This window comes from Nitrospirota bacterium, from assembly GCA_016214845.1.
Classification (GTDB): Bacteria; Nitrospirota; Thermodesulfovibrionia; order UBA6902; family UBA6902; genus SURF-23.
Map to the genome: position 1 here is coordinate 73,401 of JACRMS010000008.1, position 15,546 is coordinate 88,946.

Sequence of the window (15,546 nt, forward strand, 5' to 3'; positions counted from 1 at the left end):
TATTCATTGCGCATACACACTCTTCCCTGCCCCATAATACGAATCATATACATGCTGATAGACTGTATTGCATTTCTGTTGATAGAGGTCAGGTGGATAGCTGTTCGGTAACATTTCATCAAGAATTTTTTCAATTGTAATAAAGACATCTGCTCTTGTCTGTTGTTTTCTTCTCCAGTCCAATACCAGCTTTTCTTTTGTCAGCTTTATTAGCAAGTTTTTTGATGCAAGTTTTACCTGTTGTGTTTCAGCTTTGGTCATATCAGGTTTCTTCAACAGATCAAATACAGCAAGTTCTTCTTCCGTTAAATTTTCAGATACTCCCCTCTTCTCTTCCTCATTCAGATCTTTCACAAATGCCATCAATCTTTCAAAAAACATCTCTACATTGATCGAGCCTGAGTTGTATTCATCAATGAGCTGCTGAAATTTCTGGAGGTAATCAATCCGTGCCCTGTTTAGTCTGACCATTCTGTTGAGCCTTGCACTGATTGCAGCTTTCAGACCCGCTGCCTGAGTGTTCTTTCTACCTTTTTCAAACTGCTTTCTTAATGCCTCGAAGTCAATCCGGGATAAATCAACTCTGTTTGCCCCAATAGACTCTCTGATAAGAAACCCCTCTGCTTCAATGGATTCGTCAAGTAAGTCTTTTACCTTACCCATGACCGCTGAGATATCAACTTCATCGCCTGTTTCGGATATGATCTTGCCGGCAATGACATTGAGTACAGTACATTTATCATAAAACTTGCCTGCTTCAGGGTCAGGCAGGATGGCCTTGAATAATTTCATGACATTGGACGCAAGCAGAAGAAATCTGTTCTTCGTATCATCGTTCACCATAAAGGCATCTGCGGCATCGGCAATCAGTTTGATCTTTTCAAATTTATCATTTGCCTCAATGATCTTTTGAATGTCGACTCCACGCTTTACGCAGAAATCCTCCGTCTCTTTAATTGCCTGTTCAAGTTCCCGGACAAGTTCACTCTTGGGCTTTACGGGAGTATCACCTTCTCCGATACCGCCGCCGGAACCAGTGCCGTAAATAGCCAGCGCCTTCTGGAGATTCCTGAATATCCCAACATAGTCAACGATCAGACCATTTTTCTTATCTCCGAATACCCTGTTTGCCCGTGCTATGGTCTGCATGAGGGTGTGATTTTTCATCGGCTTATCGAGGTATATTGTCGAAAGGATTGGCACATCAAACCCTGTCATCCACATGGCACAGACAAAGACTATTCTAAAGGGGTTATATGGGTCTTTAAACTTCTCCGCCAGATCCTCTTTGACCATCCTCCTGCGGTGTTTCTCGATATCAAGTCCAAGCTTTCTGAATTTCTGTATCTCGTTCTGTTCGCTGCTGACTACCACAGCCATGTCGGTCTCTTCCATGTATTCTATTCTCTCTGCTATGTCTTTAGTTCTATCCTGAGGTTCATCAGACCGTTTAATTCTTAGCTCCTCCAAATGTTTCTGCCAATGCTTCTGAACCTTGTCATATATCTTTACTGCCGTTGGTTTATCGATAGATACCACCATGGCCTTGCCCTGATAACCCCGGTTTATAAAGTGAGTGACAATATCAGCTGCTATCTTCTCCAGACGGTCATCCCTTGTGATAATGTGATACTCCCGCGCAAATTCCCTCTGGAGCTTTTCCTCCTGTTCAGGAGAAAGCATGGCTTCTTCAATGATCCGTTCCAGGTCTTCGTTCAGGTCTTCATTCTTAAGCTGTACTTCGGGAATCCTGTTTTCGTAATAGAGCGGAACAGTAGCGTTATCATCAGCCGATTGTTTGAAATTGTATATGCTGATGTAATCGCCGAATGTTTTTCTCGTGAGTTCTTCGCCTGCTATCAATGGTGTTCCGGTAAATGCGATAAATGCGGCATTGGGAAGGGCTGTCCTCATATTCATTGCAAGCGTGTCGTATTGTGAACGGTGCGCCTCGTCTGCGATCACAATGATGTCCGACCTGTCTGAGACCTTATAGTTGATATCGCCGAATTTGTGAATAAGGGTAAAGATATTCCTGTGGTCTTCCTTCAAAAGCTGTTCAAGGTGCATCCCGCTTTCAGCATGGACCTCTTGTTCAGTAACTGCACCGGCATATGCAAAGTTCTTGTAAATCTGTTTATCAAGTTCTATTCTGTCGGTTACGATGAGGAAGGTATAATTTCCCTCGAATTTCCTGAGTATCTTTTGAGAAAAGAAAATCATGGAATAGCTCTTCCCGCTTCCCTGAGTGTGCCAGAACACTCCGAGCCGTCCCTGATTTTCTTTTATCTTGCTGAATGATTCAATGGAATTATTTACCCCAAGGAATTGATGGTTCTTTGCTACGATCTTAATAAGGCTTCCGCCTGTGTCGCTGTATAAGATGAAGTTTTCGATCAGGTCGAGCAGCTTACGCTTGTCACAGGTTCCCTTAATAATAGTCTCAAGGGATACAACTCCTTCTTCTCCTTCACTGTTAATCTTCTTCCATTCGCTGAAGTGTTCGTATTCTGAAGAGATACTGCCAATTCTGCTCTCCGAGCCGTTAGACAGGACAATAAAAGCGTTATACCAAAATATCTGCGGGATCGTGTCTTTGTAATCAGTGAGATTGTCTCTAAAAGCGTTCTCAAGTTTCTTATGAACAGCTTTTAGCTCAATGAAGATAAGGGGCAGTCCATTTATAAATCCCACAAGATCAGCTCTGCGCTTGTACATCTCGCCTGTTATCCAGAATTGAGAGGCAAGGAAGAAGTCGTTCCTGTCAGGATTATCGAAATCAATAACCTTTGCAGTCTCATCTTCCTCAGTACCGTCTTCGCGTTTGACCTTTACCTTAACTCCGTCTCTGATGAGTTTGTAGATTTCCCGATTGGCATTGACGGGATTTAGAACGCTCCTGTCGCGGGTCAGTTCTTCAATAGCTTGCTCGATTGCTTCGTTTGGGATGTCTGTATTGAGTTTGAGAAGAGCTTCTCTTAATCTTGGAATAATGATAACTTCGGTTGAAGTCTCTCTGCCGAGGGTTCCTTTTGTGCCATAAATTTCATGAAAACAGTCTTGATAAGAATAGCCGAGGGATTGGAAGAGAGTAATAGCGGGTTGTTCGATTAGGGCTGCTTCAGAATAATTATAATATGCCATTATTTATCCACTAAGATAATGCATCAATTACTAATCCGGTATGCCGCTACTTCTTCGGCGATCTGACTTTCACTGATTGTCTTTACCTTTGGAAGTTTCTGGGTCTTCTTAAACAGCTTCCGCAGCTCCTGTACACTTATTTTCTTCTTCTCATCTTCCGCAATCATCACTATCTCGACCCGCTGACCTGAGTGAAATGGCAGCTTTTTTAAAACAAGGTTTTCAGGGTCTTTAATCGTTACATATTTTTTATAAGCAAGCATTGTAATCCTCCTCATTGCCGTGATTTTAAATTATATCATTTATTAATGTCTCCTGTTTGAATGGGTAGACGTCGGTTGAAGTTTCCCTGCCGAGAGTGCATTTTTCGCTGAAGATTTCGTGGAAGCAGTCCTGATAAGAGTAGCCGAGAGATTGAAAGAGTTTGATGTCGGGTTGTTCGATGAGATTCGTTTCGGAATATATGCTCATGTATTATGATGTTATGCCATTAATTTTCTGGTTATTGTATATTTTAAATCGCGGTTACTAAATGCCGGCATGGTTCCTTCTAAGACATCAATTATTCTCTTATTTATAAAAGGATTTTCTATGCTACCAGCTTCATAACTGACTTTGTTTTTGTTAGTTTTATCTATTTTTGCATAAATAACTTGTTCTGCGTCGCAGACCACAGCAAGATTAGGATTATGAGTAACTATAATAATTTGTCTCTTCTTTTTTGCTTCTTTAATATTCTTCACAAGCAATTCGTAGACGCTTTGATTATCCAAATTTTCTTCTGGTTGATCCATAATAAGAGGTATATTATTTTTATCAAGAAGCAAATAAAATATTAGCAATAATGCGCCTTTTTCACCTGGAGATAATTGAGATAGTTCAACATCACCTAACCTTAAAGTATACTTTGGGACTAAGTAATCGAGAGAAAATAAATAATCATAAAAATCAAGAACGTCTTTTTTAATTTGTTGTTTGATGCTTCTCTTTTCCTTTTTCTCAAATCTTGTATCATAATCTAAATTTTCAATTATTCGATTCAAACAATTAACTACCGCCTCCTCATTATTAAATTCAGTTTCATCAATAATCGATCTAATTTTCTTTCCCCCTTCATCAATTCCGGAGAAACTCCCTTTTACTTTTTGATTGATATGCGAAATAAAGTTGTCATAAAAGTCTCGAATTTCAAGGGCTACATCAAACCTTACAGGATAATTCGCAATATCATATGTCGTTGCAAAAGTCTCTATTGGCTTATATAATGACTTATATTTTTCAAGTAATTCTTTCTTTTTTCTATAAATCTTTTTCGTTATTTCTAATCGCTCTTTTCTTTTATCCTCTAAAAGTTTGGGGTATTTTGATTTAATATTTTTTATTGCTTGTATATAGTGTTTAATTGTACCTTCCTTCTGATCATCACCTATCATTTCTGCTTTCTTGTTTTGCCATTCTTCAAGATTTTTAAGGTATTCCTGATATTTTTTATTCGGTTCATCTAATTTTGTCTGCAATTCCTCAATCTTTTTTGAAGTATCTAATAATCTATTGAAAATATTATTAGGAGTTTGAGGATTTAATGACTCCTCAATTTGCTGAATTTCTCTTGTAATCTCTTCTTTTAATGTATCAAGCGATTTTGTTTTAATTGATAGTGAAATTATTTCTTCTAAACGCAATCCTAACTCTTCTACATCATTCTTTATCTTTATGAGGAGATTATCATATTGTGTCTGAAAATTATCCAACTCTCCCAATATCTTGTCTAAAATAGCTCTTTTCTTTTTGAGGTCAGTTTTCTTATTCTGCTTCTCAAGTTTTTGTTTCTCAAGTTCTTTCTTTTCAATTGATAATTTATCAAGATCGTTATTTATGTTACTAATTTCTTTTGTAACGCTTTCATCGGTCTCAGGCTTCTTAACTTCAATAGGTTTTCCTTTCTTATGAAAGTCTAATTCCTTTAGCTTTACCTTAAATTCTTCAGCTAAAGTTTTACTGAAGTTTTCATCAAGAAAATCTTCGACCTTAACAATGTCCTCGTTGATTTTATTAAGATCTTCAATCAATAACACAACGTTCTCATTAATAACTTCTCCCTGATAATTTATTAGCTCATCTAGAGAACTCATCCCAAGCCTTTCATCGTCTGGGACGTGAGAAAAAATTACCTGCTTAAGTTCTTTTTCGAATTCTGGCTTTTCCTCGTTACACAGTATTTCTAAATATTTTTGTGGCATGTATTTTACTTTTTCATATTCGTAATCCTCAGGATTTTCAGATAGTATTTGTGTGTCAGTATCTTTACTGGCCCATTCTAAATCGGCGTTGAAGTGTTTAGCTTTATTGTTTTTGGGTTCTCTAAATTTATTCGGGTTTAAGAACGAAAAATATTTGTAATTTTTTGAATTTCCGAGCAACCCAATAATATCGGACAACGCACTTTTACCATTACCTTTATTACCAATTATGGCTACTAATTCAGGGTTTAATTCTATCCTGATGTCGTTAAACCAAATCTCTTCATCATATGATGAGCCTTCTTTTTTATTAATAGAAATAGAATTAATATATTTGGTTTTATCGGAATCTACTCGCTTTAAAACAGGAGGAACATCACCAACAAAAATCCGTGATTCAGGTTCGTAGAGTACATATTGTAACCCCTCAAATGTCGGATCGGCTTTAATCCAAGTAAAACAATTCCCTATCCTATCCTTGTCAGAGCTACTCGAATAATATTTTGCATCACTGCAATCTAAAAGAAGATCATTAACGTTTTGTTCTCCGAGCTTGCTCTTTGCATTATGAAATTGATCTATGCTGACAGAAGATATAAACACAAAATTAGCCTTATTAATAACATCTTTTTTGTCTGCTATTGATCCATCCGCCCAACTTAGGCTTTCCCATTCTGTTTTGCCGATAGCTGTTAAATACAAGGGCTTAGCCTTCTTGTTAAAATATGATGAATTGTTTAGGACGTCAAGAATATCGTCTTCATCGAGCGTTAAATTATTAAATCCCTCCTCAAGGTCCGATCCATATTGATGAATCTTTTCAATTGGGACTGTACTTTTAATACTCCGACCTAAATCCTCGAGGCTTTCTCTTGTTATAACACCACTCCAAGTCGCTCCTAAGAGGCCCGGAGATAATTTATATTTACTTGTTAATGCATTTAGAAACTGTTGTTCTATAACTTCAGCACTTAATTCGTTGGATAAGATAACGTGAAAATTAATTTTTCTAAGTCTGTTCTCAGTGCCTGCAAATTTTTTAAGTCTAAATTCCAATATTGGAAGAATCAACTCTATTTTAGGTAATCTTCCATTTTGCTTATATTGCAATACCTTTTTGTATCCATCAATGAACAGATAATCATTAATTCCTATGATTTTAAATTCGGGTTGAAGATTTTCCAGATCAGTAATAAATTTTTCCCAAATTTCCTCGGAATTACCACCATAATGTTGAACAATTGACAATGGTGTATGAATATGCAAGTCACATTTTTCCCATGTAGAGCCTCTTGGATCATTCATGATTGCCCCCTATTATATCTATCTTAATATCCAACCCCTCCAGGTCAATCTCTCCGCTGATTAATTTCGGTATAAGGAGATCATGGGTTTTGCGGAGGTTATCATTTTTGTTATACAGGATTTCAAGCTTACTAAAGACAGGCTTGATAATCTCTTCAAATTGCGTGAGAACTTTATTTGAAGGTTCAATCATCTTGATACTATGAACGTCTTCTTTAGTAACAGATTTAAATATTGTTCCGCCGCCCATTGTGTCTGTTTCTTGAAATTTGTCTTTCAATTGTTGAAATACAAAAAACTGATTAGCCGTTCTACTTCTTATAGCACATAACCCACGACCAATAACCATTTTCTTATTAGCGATATTTATCCTTGCAACAGGAGCACGAACACTAAATAGAATATCTCCAGCTTCAGCAATACGATTTTGAACGGTGGAATATATTCGAGTCGTGGGGAATCTATCGCCAAAGTCTGTAACACCTTGATGAAAAGGCAAACCATTTCCATCTTCATTGTAAAATTCAGATTTAGGTGATTGGCCCATTACAATAGTGCATATGTCAACAAGCGTCTTCACCTCCCACCCCTCCGGAATCATCCCTAATCCCGACTTAACCATCTTCACCTTCTCATGCCCCGGAAAGCGGAAGTTGACGAACCATTCCCTGTAAATCTCCTGCGCCATTTCCTCTAAAATCTTAATCCGCCTGTTGTTGTTCTCTATAAGGTCATCATAGGCAGAGAGAATAGAGGCGATTTTGTGCTGAAGTGGTAACTGCGGAACAACGAAATTAAAGGATAACAGTTTATCCAAACTCAGATTGTCCTGAGTAGTCCCCTTAGAAACGTTTTGCATTTGCAGTTTTGTTATATCAATGTAATATTTTATAAACCGTACATCTGCCGTCTTAGGATCAGCAACAAATCCAACAATACTGTCAGGGAAACATGCATTGATTTTAAGTATCGCGGTTTCAGCAATGTTTGCTGCAATTGTTATACATAATGTACCAGGATTCCAAAGCTTGCTTTGTGCAAGCCCTTTTTCGTTATAGGTTTGGCTATATTCTGAGATATACAGGTTTGCTGTTTTAATATCCCCGGTTTGTATAAAAGGATATAGACCACCATATAGTGAAGGTTCATTTCGGGGACGATGCCTGGATTTTCCTCGGCCAACAAAGCCAAGTTCATTAAGTTTTTTATAAGTCCATCCTATCGGAAAATCTCCGTTCATTCAACCCTCATTTATGCTAAAATTAAACATGCGCAAAAAATCATTGAAAGAGACTAATCCCTACCTTAAAGACCCCAAGCAATACGAAGAAGCCCTTATTAAGAACGTAATATCGTCTTCTGCCATTGAGGGCATCCGTGTTACTCCTGCACTCCTGAAGAAGAAGTCTCGGAATCTTCGCCACTCTTAGTCCTTTTTTGCCTTGTCTATAATTTTCCTGAAGTGCGTTTCCATCGGCTTATAGTCTCTTCTCAATCCACTGTTTATAGCTGCAAAATATTCTTCCTGTCTTCTTCCCGAAATTTCAGAAAAATCAATAATAGGCAATCCAGCCTGAGATGCCATTACAGTCGACAGCAATCTGGCTACTCTGCCGTTCCCTTCTCGAAAAGGATGTATAAGGACCAACTCGACATGAACTTCCGCCAATGCCTGAATAACCCTTTCCTGAGTTTTAAAATTGCATGGCGTATGTTTTCTCAAAGGCCCTTTCTCAAATTCAGTCATTAACAGTGGAATCTGTTTTGCTGAGGCAAAATGGAAATCACCTTTACTGACATTTACCTGCCTGTATTCACCGGCCCATCCGTATATAGCACCAAGCCAGATTTTATGCATCTCTTTTATATCCGAGGTTGTAAAACGATGGCCTGCGTCATACATCGTAAGGAGCTTATCAAGTGTATCCTTCAGAGCCAGAGATTCAGCCGCCTCCATTTCTCGGATGCGTTTTATTCCAAGCCTGTTCTTAAGGACCCTGCCCCGTGAACCAGGCTCAAACTGCGCTTCTTCCAGATGCGATACGTCATATCTGCCGACCTTCTTCATGATGACTGTCCTTCCATAAGCTTTGTCACATTGTCCGCGATTCTATCTTCCAAATCCCGCGCCTCAATATTCAACTGCTCCAGTTCCTCATTCAACTCCTCAAGCCTCTCATAAAAATTAAAATCATCTTCAGGTTTTTCTGTTACCCCGACATACCGTCCAGGATTCAATGAATATCCATGCTCCCTGATTTTCTCGATTGTCTCAACCTTACAGAGACCATCGATATCTTTGTATTTCCCTTTTGGAAAATGCTCCTTCATCAGCTTTTCGCTTCCTGCGTCGGACTCGACATCCTCACCCCGATAAAGCCTGACTATATTTGAGATGAACTCTATCTGTTCCGGCAGGAAGTCCCTGTGGGCACGGTCGATCTGGTTATAGATATGGCGGGCATCAATGAAAAGCACCTTGTCCTTGCGGTCAGTCTTTCTCTTCCCCTTGTCAAGAAACCAGAGTGTACACGGCAGGGTAACTGTGTAAAAGAAATTCGAGCCGATGGAGATCATCACATCCACGACATTGTCTTCTATCATCTTCTGCCTGATGTCAAGCTCGGACTGCCGGGCATCGCTGGCAGAATTTGCCATGACGAAACCTGCCCTTCCTTTTTCATTCAATGCGCTCAGGAAATATTGAATCCAGAGATAATTGGCATTATCCGGCCTGGGGATTTGATAGACGATACGATTGTCCTTTGCGATCTTTTCCTTATCGACCCCGTTTACATTGAACGGAGGATTGGCCATGACAAAATCAAACTTGCCGACGGATTTATGGATATCTTCATAATAGGCATTCCCCTGCTTGATATCCCCTGAAAGACCATGCACGGCAAGGTTCATCTTGCAAAGCCGAATGGTCTCGTCAGTCTTTTCCTGCCCGTAGACCATGATCTCACTGCTCGGCCTTTTCTTGTGACGTTCAATAAACTTGGCGCTCTGGACAAACATACCGCCAGATCCGCAGGCCGGGTCATATATCCTTCCATGGAAGGGCTCAATAACATCGACAATAAGCTTAACAATAGAGGTAGGAGTAAAGAACTCTCCGCCTTTCTTCCCCTCACTCGCTGCAAACTTGCCGAGGAAGTATTCATAAATCTTCCCGAACACATCCCCTTCAATATCCATCTGAATGCTTGAAAAGACTTTTAATAAGGCAACAAGCACATTGTTTTCAAACCGCGTATATGTCCGTGGAAGAACGCCCTTCAGTTCCTCGTTCTCATCTTCAATCGCTTTCATGGCATCATTCACTGCCTTACCGATGTCCTTACCTTCAGGGAGGTTGAGCAGAAATGAATATCTGGCCTCGTCAGGCAGAAACATCACCCCCCTTGCCTGATAATCAGCCTTGCCAATCTTCCTTCTGCTGCCAGTGGGCTGTTTCTTCGCTATTTCCCTTTCAGCATCGGTAAACTTGTGATCAGCATAGCGGAGAAATATAAGACCCAATACTGGAACAGAATACTGCTGTGCGGTCAACTCGGAATTGGCCCTTAACTGGTCCGCCGCATCCCAGAGACGTTTTTCAATGTCGTTGTTGTGATTAGCCATTTCGAAAAATTCCCTCAAATAAAAGAAAGATTCCCGGCAAGCGGGAATGACAATTCAGTTAAAAACAAAAAGGGTGGGAGACCCACCCTTTTTAAATTATTGTCTTATGCGTAACTCATGCAACTCATTATATATCCAGATTCCGCACCTCAAGGGCGTGCTTCTCGATGAATTCTTTTCTCGGCTCGACCTGGTCTCCCATGAGAGTGCTGAATATCTCCTCGGCCTTGATGGAGTCCTCAACGCTGACCTGAAGGAGCGTCCTTTTTTCAGGATCCATTGTGGTCTCCCAGAGCTGCGTCGGGTTCATCTCGCCGAGGCCCTTGTAGCGCTGGATGGCGATGCCTTTTTTGGCAATGGAGAGTATGAAGTTGAACAGTTCCCTTGAGCTGCCGAACTCCTGTGTTTCGTTGTTATGCAAAACCTTATACGGAGGATGTCCGAGTCCTTTGAGCTCCGAGAAGAGTTTTGTCAGTTCTTTGAAATCAGGCGATGCAAAAAAATGCTCGTCAATGGTCAGCATAAGCCCTGACCTCTTTGTCTCGATCCTGTACGCCTGGTGCTCTTCATCAAACATTATCTCTTCAGACATATCCGGGAATTCCTTCTTAAGCCTTTTTACGAGCTCTTTGCATTCCTTCTCATTCTTCAGCAGGGCGCTGTTCAGATCATAATGCAGGAGCGCCTTGATCACCGAGGTGTCGCTCTTTCTTCTGAAAAACCATTCAAGGAGCTTCTCGAATTTGGAGAGATTTTTGATATACGGCATTATCACTTTTCCGGTAAGCTGTTTCCCGTTTTGTATTTCGATCTCATCTACTGCAAGTTCAAACAGCATGTTTTCAAGCATGCCCTCATTCTGTATGTAGCGTTCGGACTTTCCTTTTTTCACTCTGAATAAAGGCGGCTGGGCAATGAAGAGATACCCTTTTTCTATGACCTGCGGCATCTGCCTGAAGAAGAATGTCAGGAGCAGCGTTCTAATGTGAGCGCCGTCAACATCAGCGTCGGTCATGATGATTATCTTGTGATACCTCGTTTTGTTTATATCAAAATCTTCTGTTCCAATGCCGGTACCCAGGGCGGTTATCAGGATCCTTATCTCTTCGGAACTGAGCATCTTGTCAAAGCGCGCCTTTTCAACATTCAGTATCTTTCCTTTCAGCGGCAGTATGGCCTGGTTGTGCCTTTGTCTTCCCTGCTTTGCGGAACCGCCTGCTGAATCTCCCTCGACGATGAACAATTCACTCATGGCCGGGTCTTTCTCGGCACAGTCCGCGAGTTTTCCCGGAAGGCCTGTGTCTTCAAGGGCGCCTTTTCTGCGGGTGAGCTCGCGGGCCTTCCTCGCAGCTTCACGCGCGCGCGCGGCCTGGATCGCCTTTTCAATGACCTTCCTGACGACGGAGGGGTTCTGCTCAAAGTAACTGCCTAACACGTCGTTCACAACGGATTCAACAATGCCCTTTACCTCGCTGTTGCCAAGCTTGGTCTTTGTCTGCCCTTCAAACTGGGGATTGGGAAGCTTTACGCTGATGACAGCGGTGAGCCCTTCTCTTATGTCGTCGCCCGTGATGGATTCCTTTTCGCCTTTTATCAGGCCGGATGATACGGCATAGCTGTTGGCAGTCCTTGTGAGCGCTGATTTGAATCCGGCAAGATGGCTGCCGCCTTCCCTTGTATTAATGTTGTTTGCAAAAGAATAAAGCGTCTCGGTGTAACTGTCATTATATTGTAAGGCCACCTCTACGGAAATGCCGTCTTTTTCCTTTGCGATATAGATCGGTTTCGGATGCAGCGCTGTTTTGCTTTTATTGAGGTGCTCTACAAAAGAGACCACTCCGCCCTCGTAGAAAAACGTCTCTTTCTTGTTTGTGCGCTCATCAGAGATCGTTATGCTCAGGCCCTTATTTAAAAAGGCAAGCTCCCTGAACCTGTTGACAAGCGTGTCGTAGTGAAAATCAGTGGTATCAAAAACCTTTGTATCGGGCTTGAAGGTTATCTTTGTTCCCCTGTTTTTTGTCTTCCCGACCAGTGTAAGCGGGCCTGTGGGCACGCCGCCGTTTTTGAAATGCTGTTCCCATACCTGGCCGTTCTGTTTGATCTCCATGTCGAGCCATTCTGAAAGTGCATTGACTACCGAGACGCCGACGCCGTGCAATCCGCCTGAAATCTTGTACGCCTTGCTCTCAAACTTTCCGCCTGCGTGAAGCTCAGTAAGCGCAATTTCAGCGGCGCTCCTGCCTTCGGGATCGCCGGGGTGTTTGCCTGTGGGAATGCCTCTCCCGTTATCAATAACGGTAATGCTTCCTTCGGTATGAATGGTAATTTCGACAGTGTCGCAGTAACCGGCAAGCGACTCGTCAACGCTGTTGTCCACCACTTCATAAACGAGGTGGTGAAGCCCTTCAAAACTTGTATTGCCAATATACATGGCGGGCCTCATCCTGACGCCTTCAAGTCCCTTCAGGACTTTTATCTCTTCCGCGCCATAGGCCTGTTCATTTATTTTTTCTGTCATGTACTTCCTTTCTGTTGTGTTAATTGCAGGGGCGGGTTTGAAACCCGCCCCTACTATTTTATTCAATATTAAAAGCGAGACACCATTTCGCCCCTACATAATTTACGTCCTCATCGGCATTACTACGCAGAGATAATCCCTGTTGTTGTCTTCGAGGACAAGTGTAGGGCTTAACGGCTCCTGGAGCTCTATATTTACAGATTCTTTTTCCATGGCCTGAAGGATGTCCATCAGGTAGCGGGCATTAAATCCGACAGTCATTTGTTCACCTTTATACTGGGCCGCGATCTCTTCCCTCGCCTCTCCAACGTCGGGGTTCATTGATATCAGCGTTATCTTTCCATCTTCAAGGTCGAATCTCACGGCATTGGTTTTCTCCCTGCTCATGATGGAGGTCCTTCTGAGCGCCTTCAGAAATTCCATCTTGTCGACTATGACATTTTTCTCGTTGTTTTTCGGGATCACCTGATCGTAGTTTGGATAAGTTCCTTCGATGAGCCTCGACGTCAGCACAATGCCGTTGATGCCGAAGAAGATGTGGTTTTTGTCCATGTAGATCGTAACATCCTCGGAGCTTCCTTCAATGAGCTTTTTCAATTCCAGCGCCGCCTTCTTGGGCAGGATTATCTTTTTCTCTTCAGATAATTTCCCATCCAGGTTTATGGCGATCAATGAAAGCCTGTGCCCGTCGGTGCCGACCATTTTGAATTCGACATTTTTCTTCTTCGGAGTAAAGTGGAACAGAAGCCCGTTGAGTGTATATCTGGTATCGCTTTCGCCTGTCGCATAAACGGTCTTTTCGATCATGGTCCCGATCTTTTCAGCGCTGACGACCAGTTCCTCAGACTTCTTAACTTCGGGCAATGCGGGAAAATCCGCCTCAGGAAGCCCCATGAGCTTGAAGGTGCTTTTTCCCGAGGTGACCCTGAGCCAGTTGTTTTCCTGCGACTCGATCAAAATATCGCCCTCGACCTCCCTGGCTATCTCAAACAGCTTCCTTGCAGGAATGCAGAGACTGCCCGGCTCAATTATCTCGGCCTTCAGCGGGCCTTTAAGAGCTATGTCGAGATCGGTCGCCATTAAAGAGGCGGCGGTCTTATCGACCTTTAACAGAAAATGCCCGAGTATCGGCATGGTTGTTTTCTTGTCCACTATTCCCTGAATGCTCTGCAGGACATTTTGTATCTCTTCCTTTTGAATTTTGAGCTTCATTCTTCCCTCCGGTTTCTATCCAGTACCCTTAATTTTCTTGATGAAATAATCTATTTTTTTATCGAAATCTTCGTCTTTCTTTCTGCGCTCCTCTATGAGCTTGCAGGAATGAATTACAGTGGAATGGTCTTTGCCCCCGAAATTTTTCCCGATCTCACTTAACGAGGAATCAGTAAGCGCTTTACAGAGATACATCGCTATTTGCCTGGGGAAGGCAATGTCCCTGCTCCTCTTTTTGGCCTTGATGTCCTGCACCTTGAGCCCGTAGTATTCGCAGATCTGCTTTTGCACGTAGTCGATTGTCAACGCCTTGTCCTCGTCATGGACAAGGTCCTTGAGCACTTCTTTTGCCATCTCAACCGTTATGGTTTTGCCTGTCAGGGATGAATGCGCCCCAAGCCTTATCATGCAGGCCTCAAGGTCTCTTATGTTCGACCTGACCTTGCTTGCCAAAAAGAAACTGACATCTTCAGGCAATTGTATCCCTTCGAGCTCTGATTTCTTTCCAAGGATTGCCATCTTGGTCTCAACGTCCGGTATCTGTGTTTCCGCGATAAGACCCATGCCGAACCTTGACCTGAGACGCTCGGTGATAGGCGAGATATCTTTGGGCGGCCTGTCGCTTGAGAACACTATCTGTTTATGCGTGTCATAAAGCGCGTTAAAGGTATGGAACAATTCCTCCTGTGTGCCGCTCTTGCCTGCGATGAACTGGATGTCATCGATCAGGAGGACGTCGAGGTTCCTGTACTTGGCTTTGAATTCGTCCATCTTATCGTTCCTCATGGAGTAAACGAATTCGTTGGTGAACTGCTCTGCGGGCGCGTACATCATCTTGATATCGGGATGCTTATCTATTATCTTGTTCCCGATGGCGTTCATGAGATGGGTTTTTCCAAGGCCGACTCCGCCGTAAACGAACAGCGGGTTGTACGCCTTGCCCGGCGCATCCGCCACTGCCCTCGCAGCGGCATTGGCAAACTGGTTGCTCGCCCCGACTACAAAGGAGTCGAAGGTAAACTTCGGATTTAGGAATATGCCCCGGTTAGCAAGCTTGGCCCTCCTGTTTTCCTGTTTCGTCTCTATCTTTTTAAGGGCAGGGTCTTCCTTCCTCTCGTAAACCTTAAACTTAATGGACAAGTCCTTCTTTAAAAACTTTTCAGCGGTCTCTGTGATGAGTCCGGGGAAGTGGTCTTCGATCCATTCCTTGAAAAATTTATTCGGCACTTCAAGGACTATCTGCTGGTCCTGAAGCTCCACGAATTTGATGGGCCGGAACCACAGGTCAAAGGTCTGCGTGCCGACCTTGGCGCCAATGGCTTCAACGGTTTTTATCCATGCTTCTTCGATATTCATGATTATTTTACTGTCCGGTCTTATAGGCTATTGAAATGGCAACTATAGTTATTAACACATGTTCATAAATTGTTGGCAACTTTTCCCGGCAGGAAAGTGTGTTATTATAGCCCATCCCCTTTGCCATAGGCAAGCTTTTTTTAG

At 42.3% G+C, this 15,546-nt stretch carries 10 protein-coding genes; all 10 read right to left on the reverse strand.

Translation table 11 applies throughout. The features are described from left to right. Positions 1-3: 3 nt before the first annotated feature. Positions 4-3,144 (reverse strand): type I restriction endonuclease subunit R, encoded by a 3,141-nt coding sequence (locus tag HZB61_02245; GenBank protein ID MBI5055429.1) that lies wholly within the window; start codon positions 3,142-3,144, stop codon positions 4-6. A 23-nt stretch (positions 3,145-3,167) separates the two neighbouring features. Further along, positions 3,168-3,407 carry a hypothetical protein gene (locus HZB61_02250; GenBank protein ID MBI5055430.1) on the reverse strand — a complete coding sequence of 80 codons (240 nt, stop codon included), beginning with the start codon at positions 3,405-3,407 and terminating at the stop codon, positions 3,168-3,170. Positions 3,408-3,432: 25 nt separating this feature from the next. Next, complete coding sequence (locus HZB61_02255) at positions 3,433-3,615, reverse strand: hypothetical protein (protein MBI5055431.1); 183 nt, start codon at positions 3,613-3,615, stop codon at positions 3,433-3,435. 11 nt (positions 3,616-3,626) lie between these two features. Further along, entirely contained in the window at positions 3,627-6,689 is a 3,063-nt protein-coding gene (locus tag HZB61_02260; GenBank protein MBI5055432.1) for a DNA repair protein, read from the reverse strand. Further along, a complete protein-coding gene (locus HZB61_02265; GenBank protein MBI5055433.1) occupies positions 6,682-7,929 on the reverse strand; it encodes a restriction endonuclease subunit S in 1,248 nt (415 codons plus the stop codon). The genes HZB61_02260 and HZB61_02265 overlap by 8 nt, the downstream gene beginning before the upstream one ends. A gap of 186 nt (positions 7,930-8,115) precedes the next feature. Next, the gene (locus HZB61_02270) at positions 8,116-8,757 is read right to left on the reverse strand and encodes a Fic family protein (protein MBI5055434.1); all 642 of its coding nucleotides are present in this window, start codon (positions 8,755-8,757) and stop codon (positions 8,116-8,118) included. Further along, positions 8,754-10,316 carry an SAM-dependent DNA methyltransferase gene (locus HZB61_02275; GenBank protein ID MBI5055435.1) on the reverse strand — a complete coding sequence of 521 codons (1,563 nt, stop codon included), beginning with the start codon at positions 10,314-10,316 and terminating at the stop codon, positions 8,754-8,756. The genes HZB61_02270 and HZB61_02275 overlap by 4 nt, the downstream gene beginning before the upstream one ends. A gap of 127 nt (positions 10,317-10,443) precedes the next feature. Then, positions 10,444-12,834, reverse strand: a complete 2,391-nt coding sequence (gene gyrB / locus HZB61_02280) for a DNA topoisomerase (ATP-hydrolyzing) subunit B (GenBank protein ID MBI5055436.1) — start codon at positions 12,832-12,834, stop codon at positions 10,444-10,446. Between the two features lie 102 nt (positions 12,835-12,936). Further along, positions 12,937-14,046 (reverse strand): DNA polymerase III subunit beta, encoded by a 1,110-nt coding sequence (locus tag HZB61_02285; GenBank protein ID MBI5055437.1) that lies wholly within the window; start codon positions 14,044-14,046, stop codon positions 12,937-12,939. Positions 14,047-14,061: 15 nt separating this feature from the next. Further along, the gene (gene dnaA / locus HZB61_02290; GenBank protein ID MBI5055438.1) at positions 14,062-15,402 is read right to left on the reverse strand and encodes a chromosomal replication initiator protein DnaA; all 1,341 of its coding nucleotides are present in this window, start codon (positions 15,400-15,402) and stop codon (positions 14,062-14,064) included. Positions 15,403-15,546 lie beyond the last annotated feature (144 nt).

What these genes read in the sequence shown, in the direction of transcription:
- HZB61_02245 (MBI5055429.1), bottom strand. Translation starts at nt 3,144, where the DNA reads ATGGCATATTATAATTATTCTGAAGCAGCCCTAATCGAACAACCCGCT.
- HZB61_02250 (MBI5055430.1), bottom strand. Translation starts at nt 3,407, where the DNA reads ATGCTTGCTTATAAAAAATATGTAACGATTAAAGACCCTGAAAACCTT.
- HZB61_02255 (MBI5055431.1), bottom strand. Translation starts at nt 3,615, where the DNA reads ATGAGCATATATTCCGAAACGAATCTCATCGAACAACCCGACATCAAA.
- HZB61_02260 (MBI5055432.1), bottom strand. Translation starts at nt 6,689, where the DNA reads ATGAATGATCCAAGAGGCTCTACATGGGAAAAATGTGACTTGCATATT.
- HZB61_02265 (MBI5055433.1), bottom strand. Translation starts at nt 7,929, where the DNA reads ATGAACGGAGATTTTCCGATAGGATGGACTTATAAAAAACTTAATGAA.
- HZB61_02270 (MBI5055434.1), bottom strand. Translation starts at nt 8,757, where the DNA reads ATGAAGAAGGTCGGCAGATATGACGTATCGCATCTGGAAGAAGCGCAG.
- HZB61_02275 (MBI5055435.1), bottom strand. Translation starts at nt 10,316, where the DNA reads ATGGCTAATCACAACAACGACATTGAAAAACGTCTCTGGGATGCGGCG.
- gyrB (MBI5055436.1), bottom strand. Translation starts at nt 12,834, where the DNA reads ATGACAGAAAAAATAAATGAACAGGCCTATGGCGCGGAAGAGATAAAA.
- HZB61_02285 (MBI5055437.1), bottom strand. Translation starts at nt 14,046, where the DNA reads ATGAAGCTCAAAATTCAAAAGGAAGAGATACAAAATGTCCTGCAGAGC.
- dnaA (MBI5055438.1), bottom strand. Translation starts at nt 15,402, where the DNA reads ATGAATATCGAAGAAGCATGGATAAAAACCGTTGAAGCCATTGGCGCC.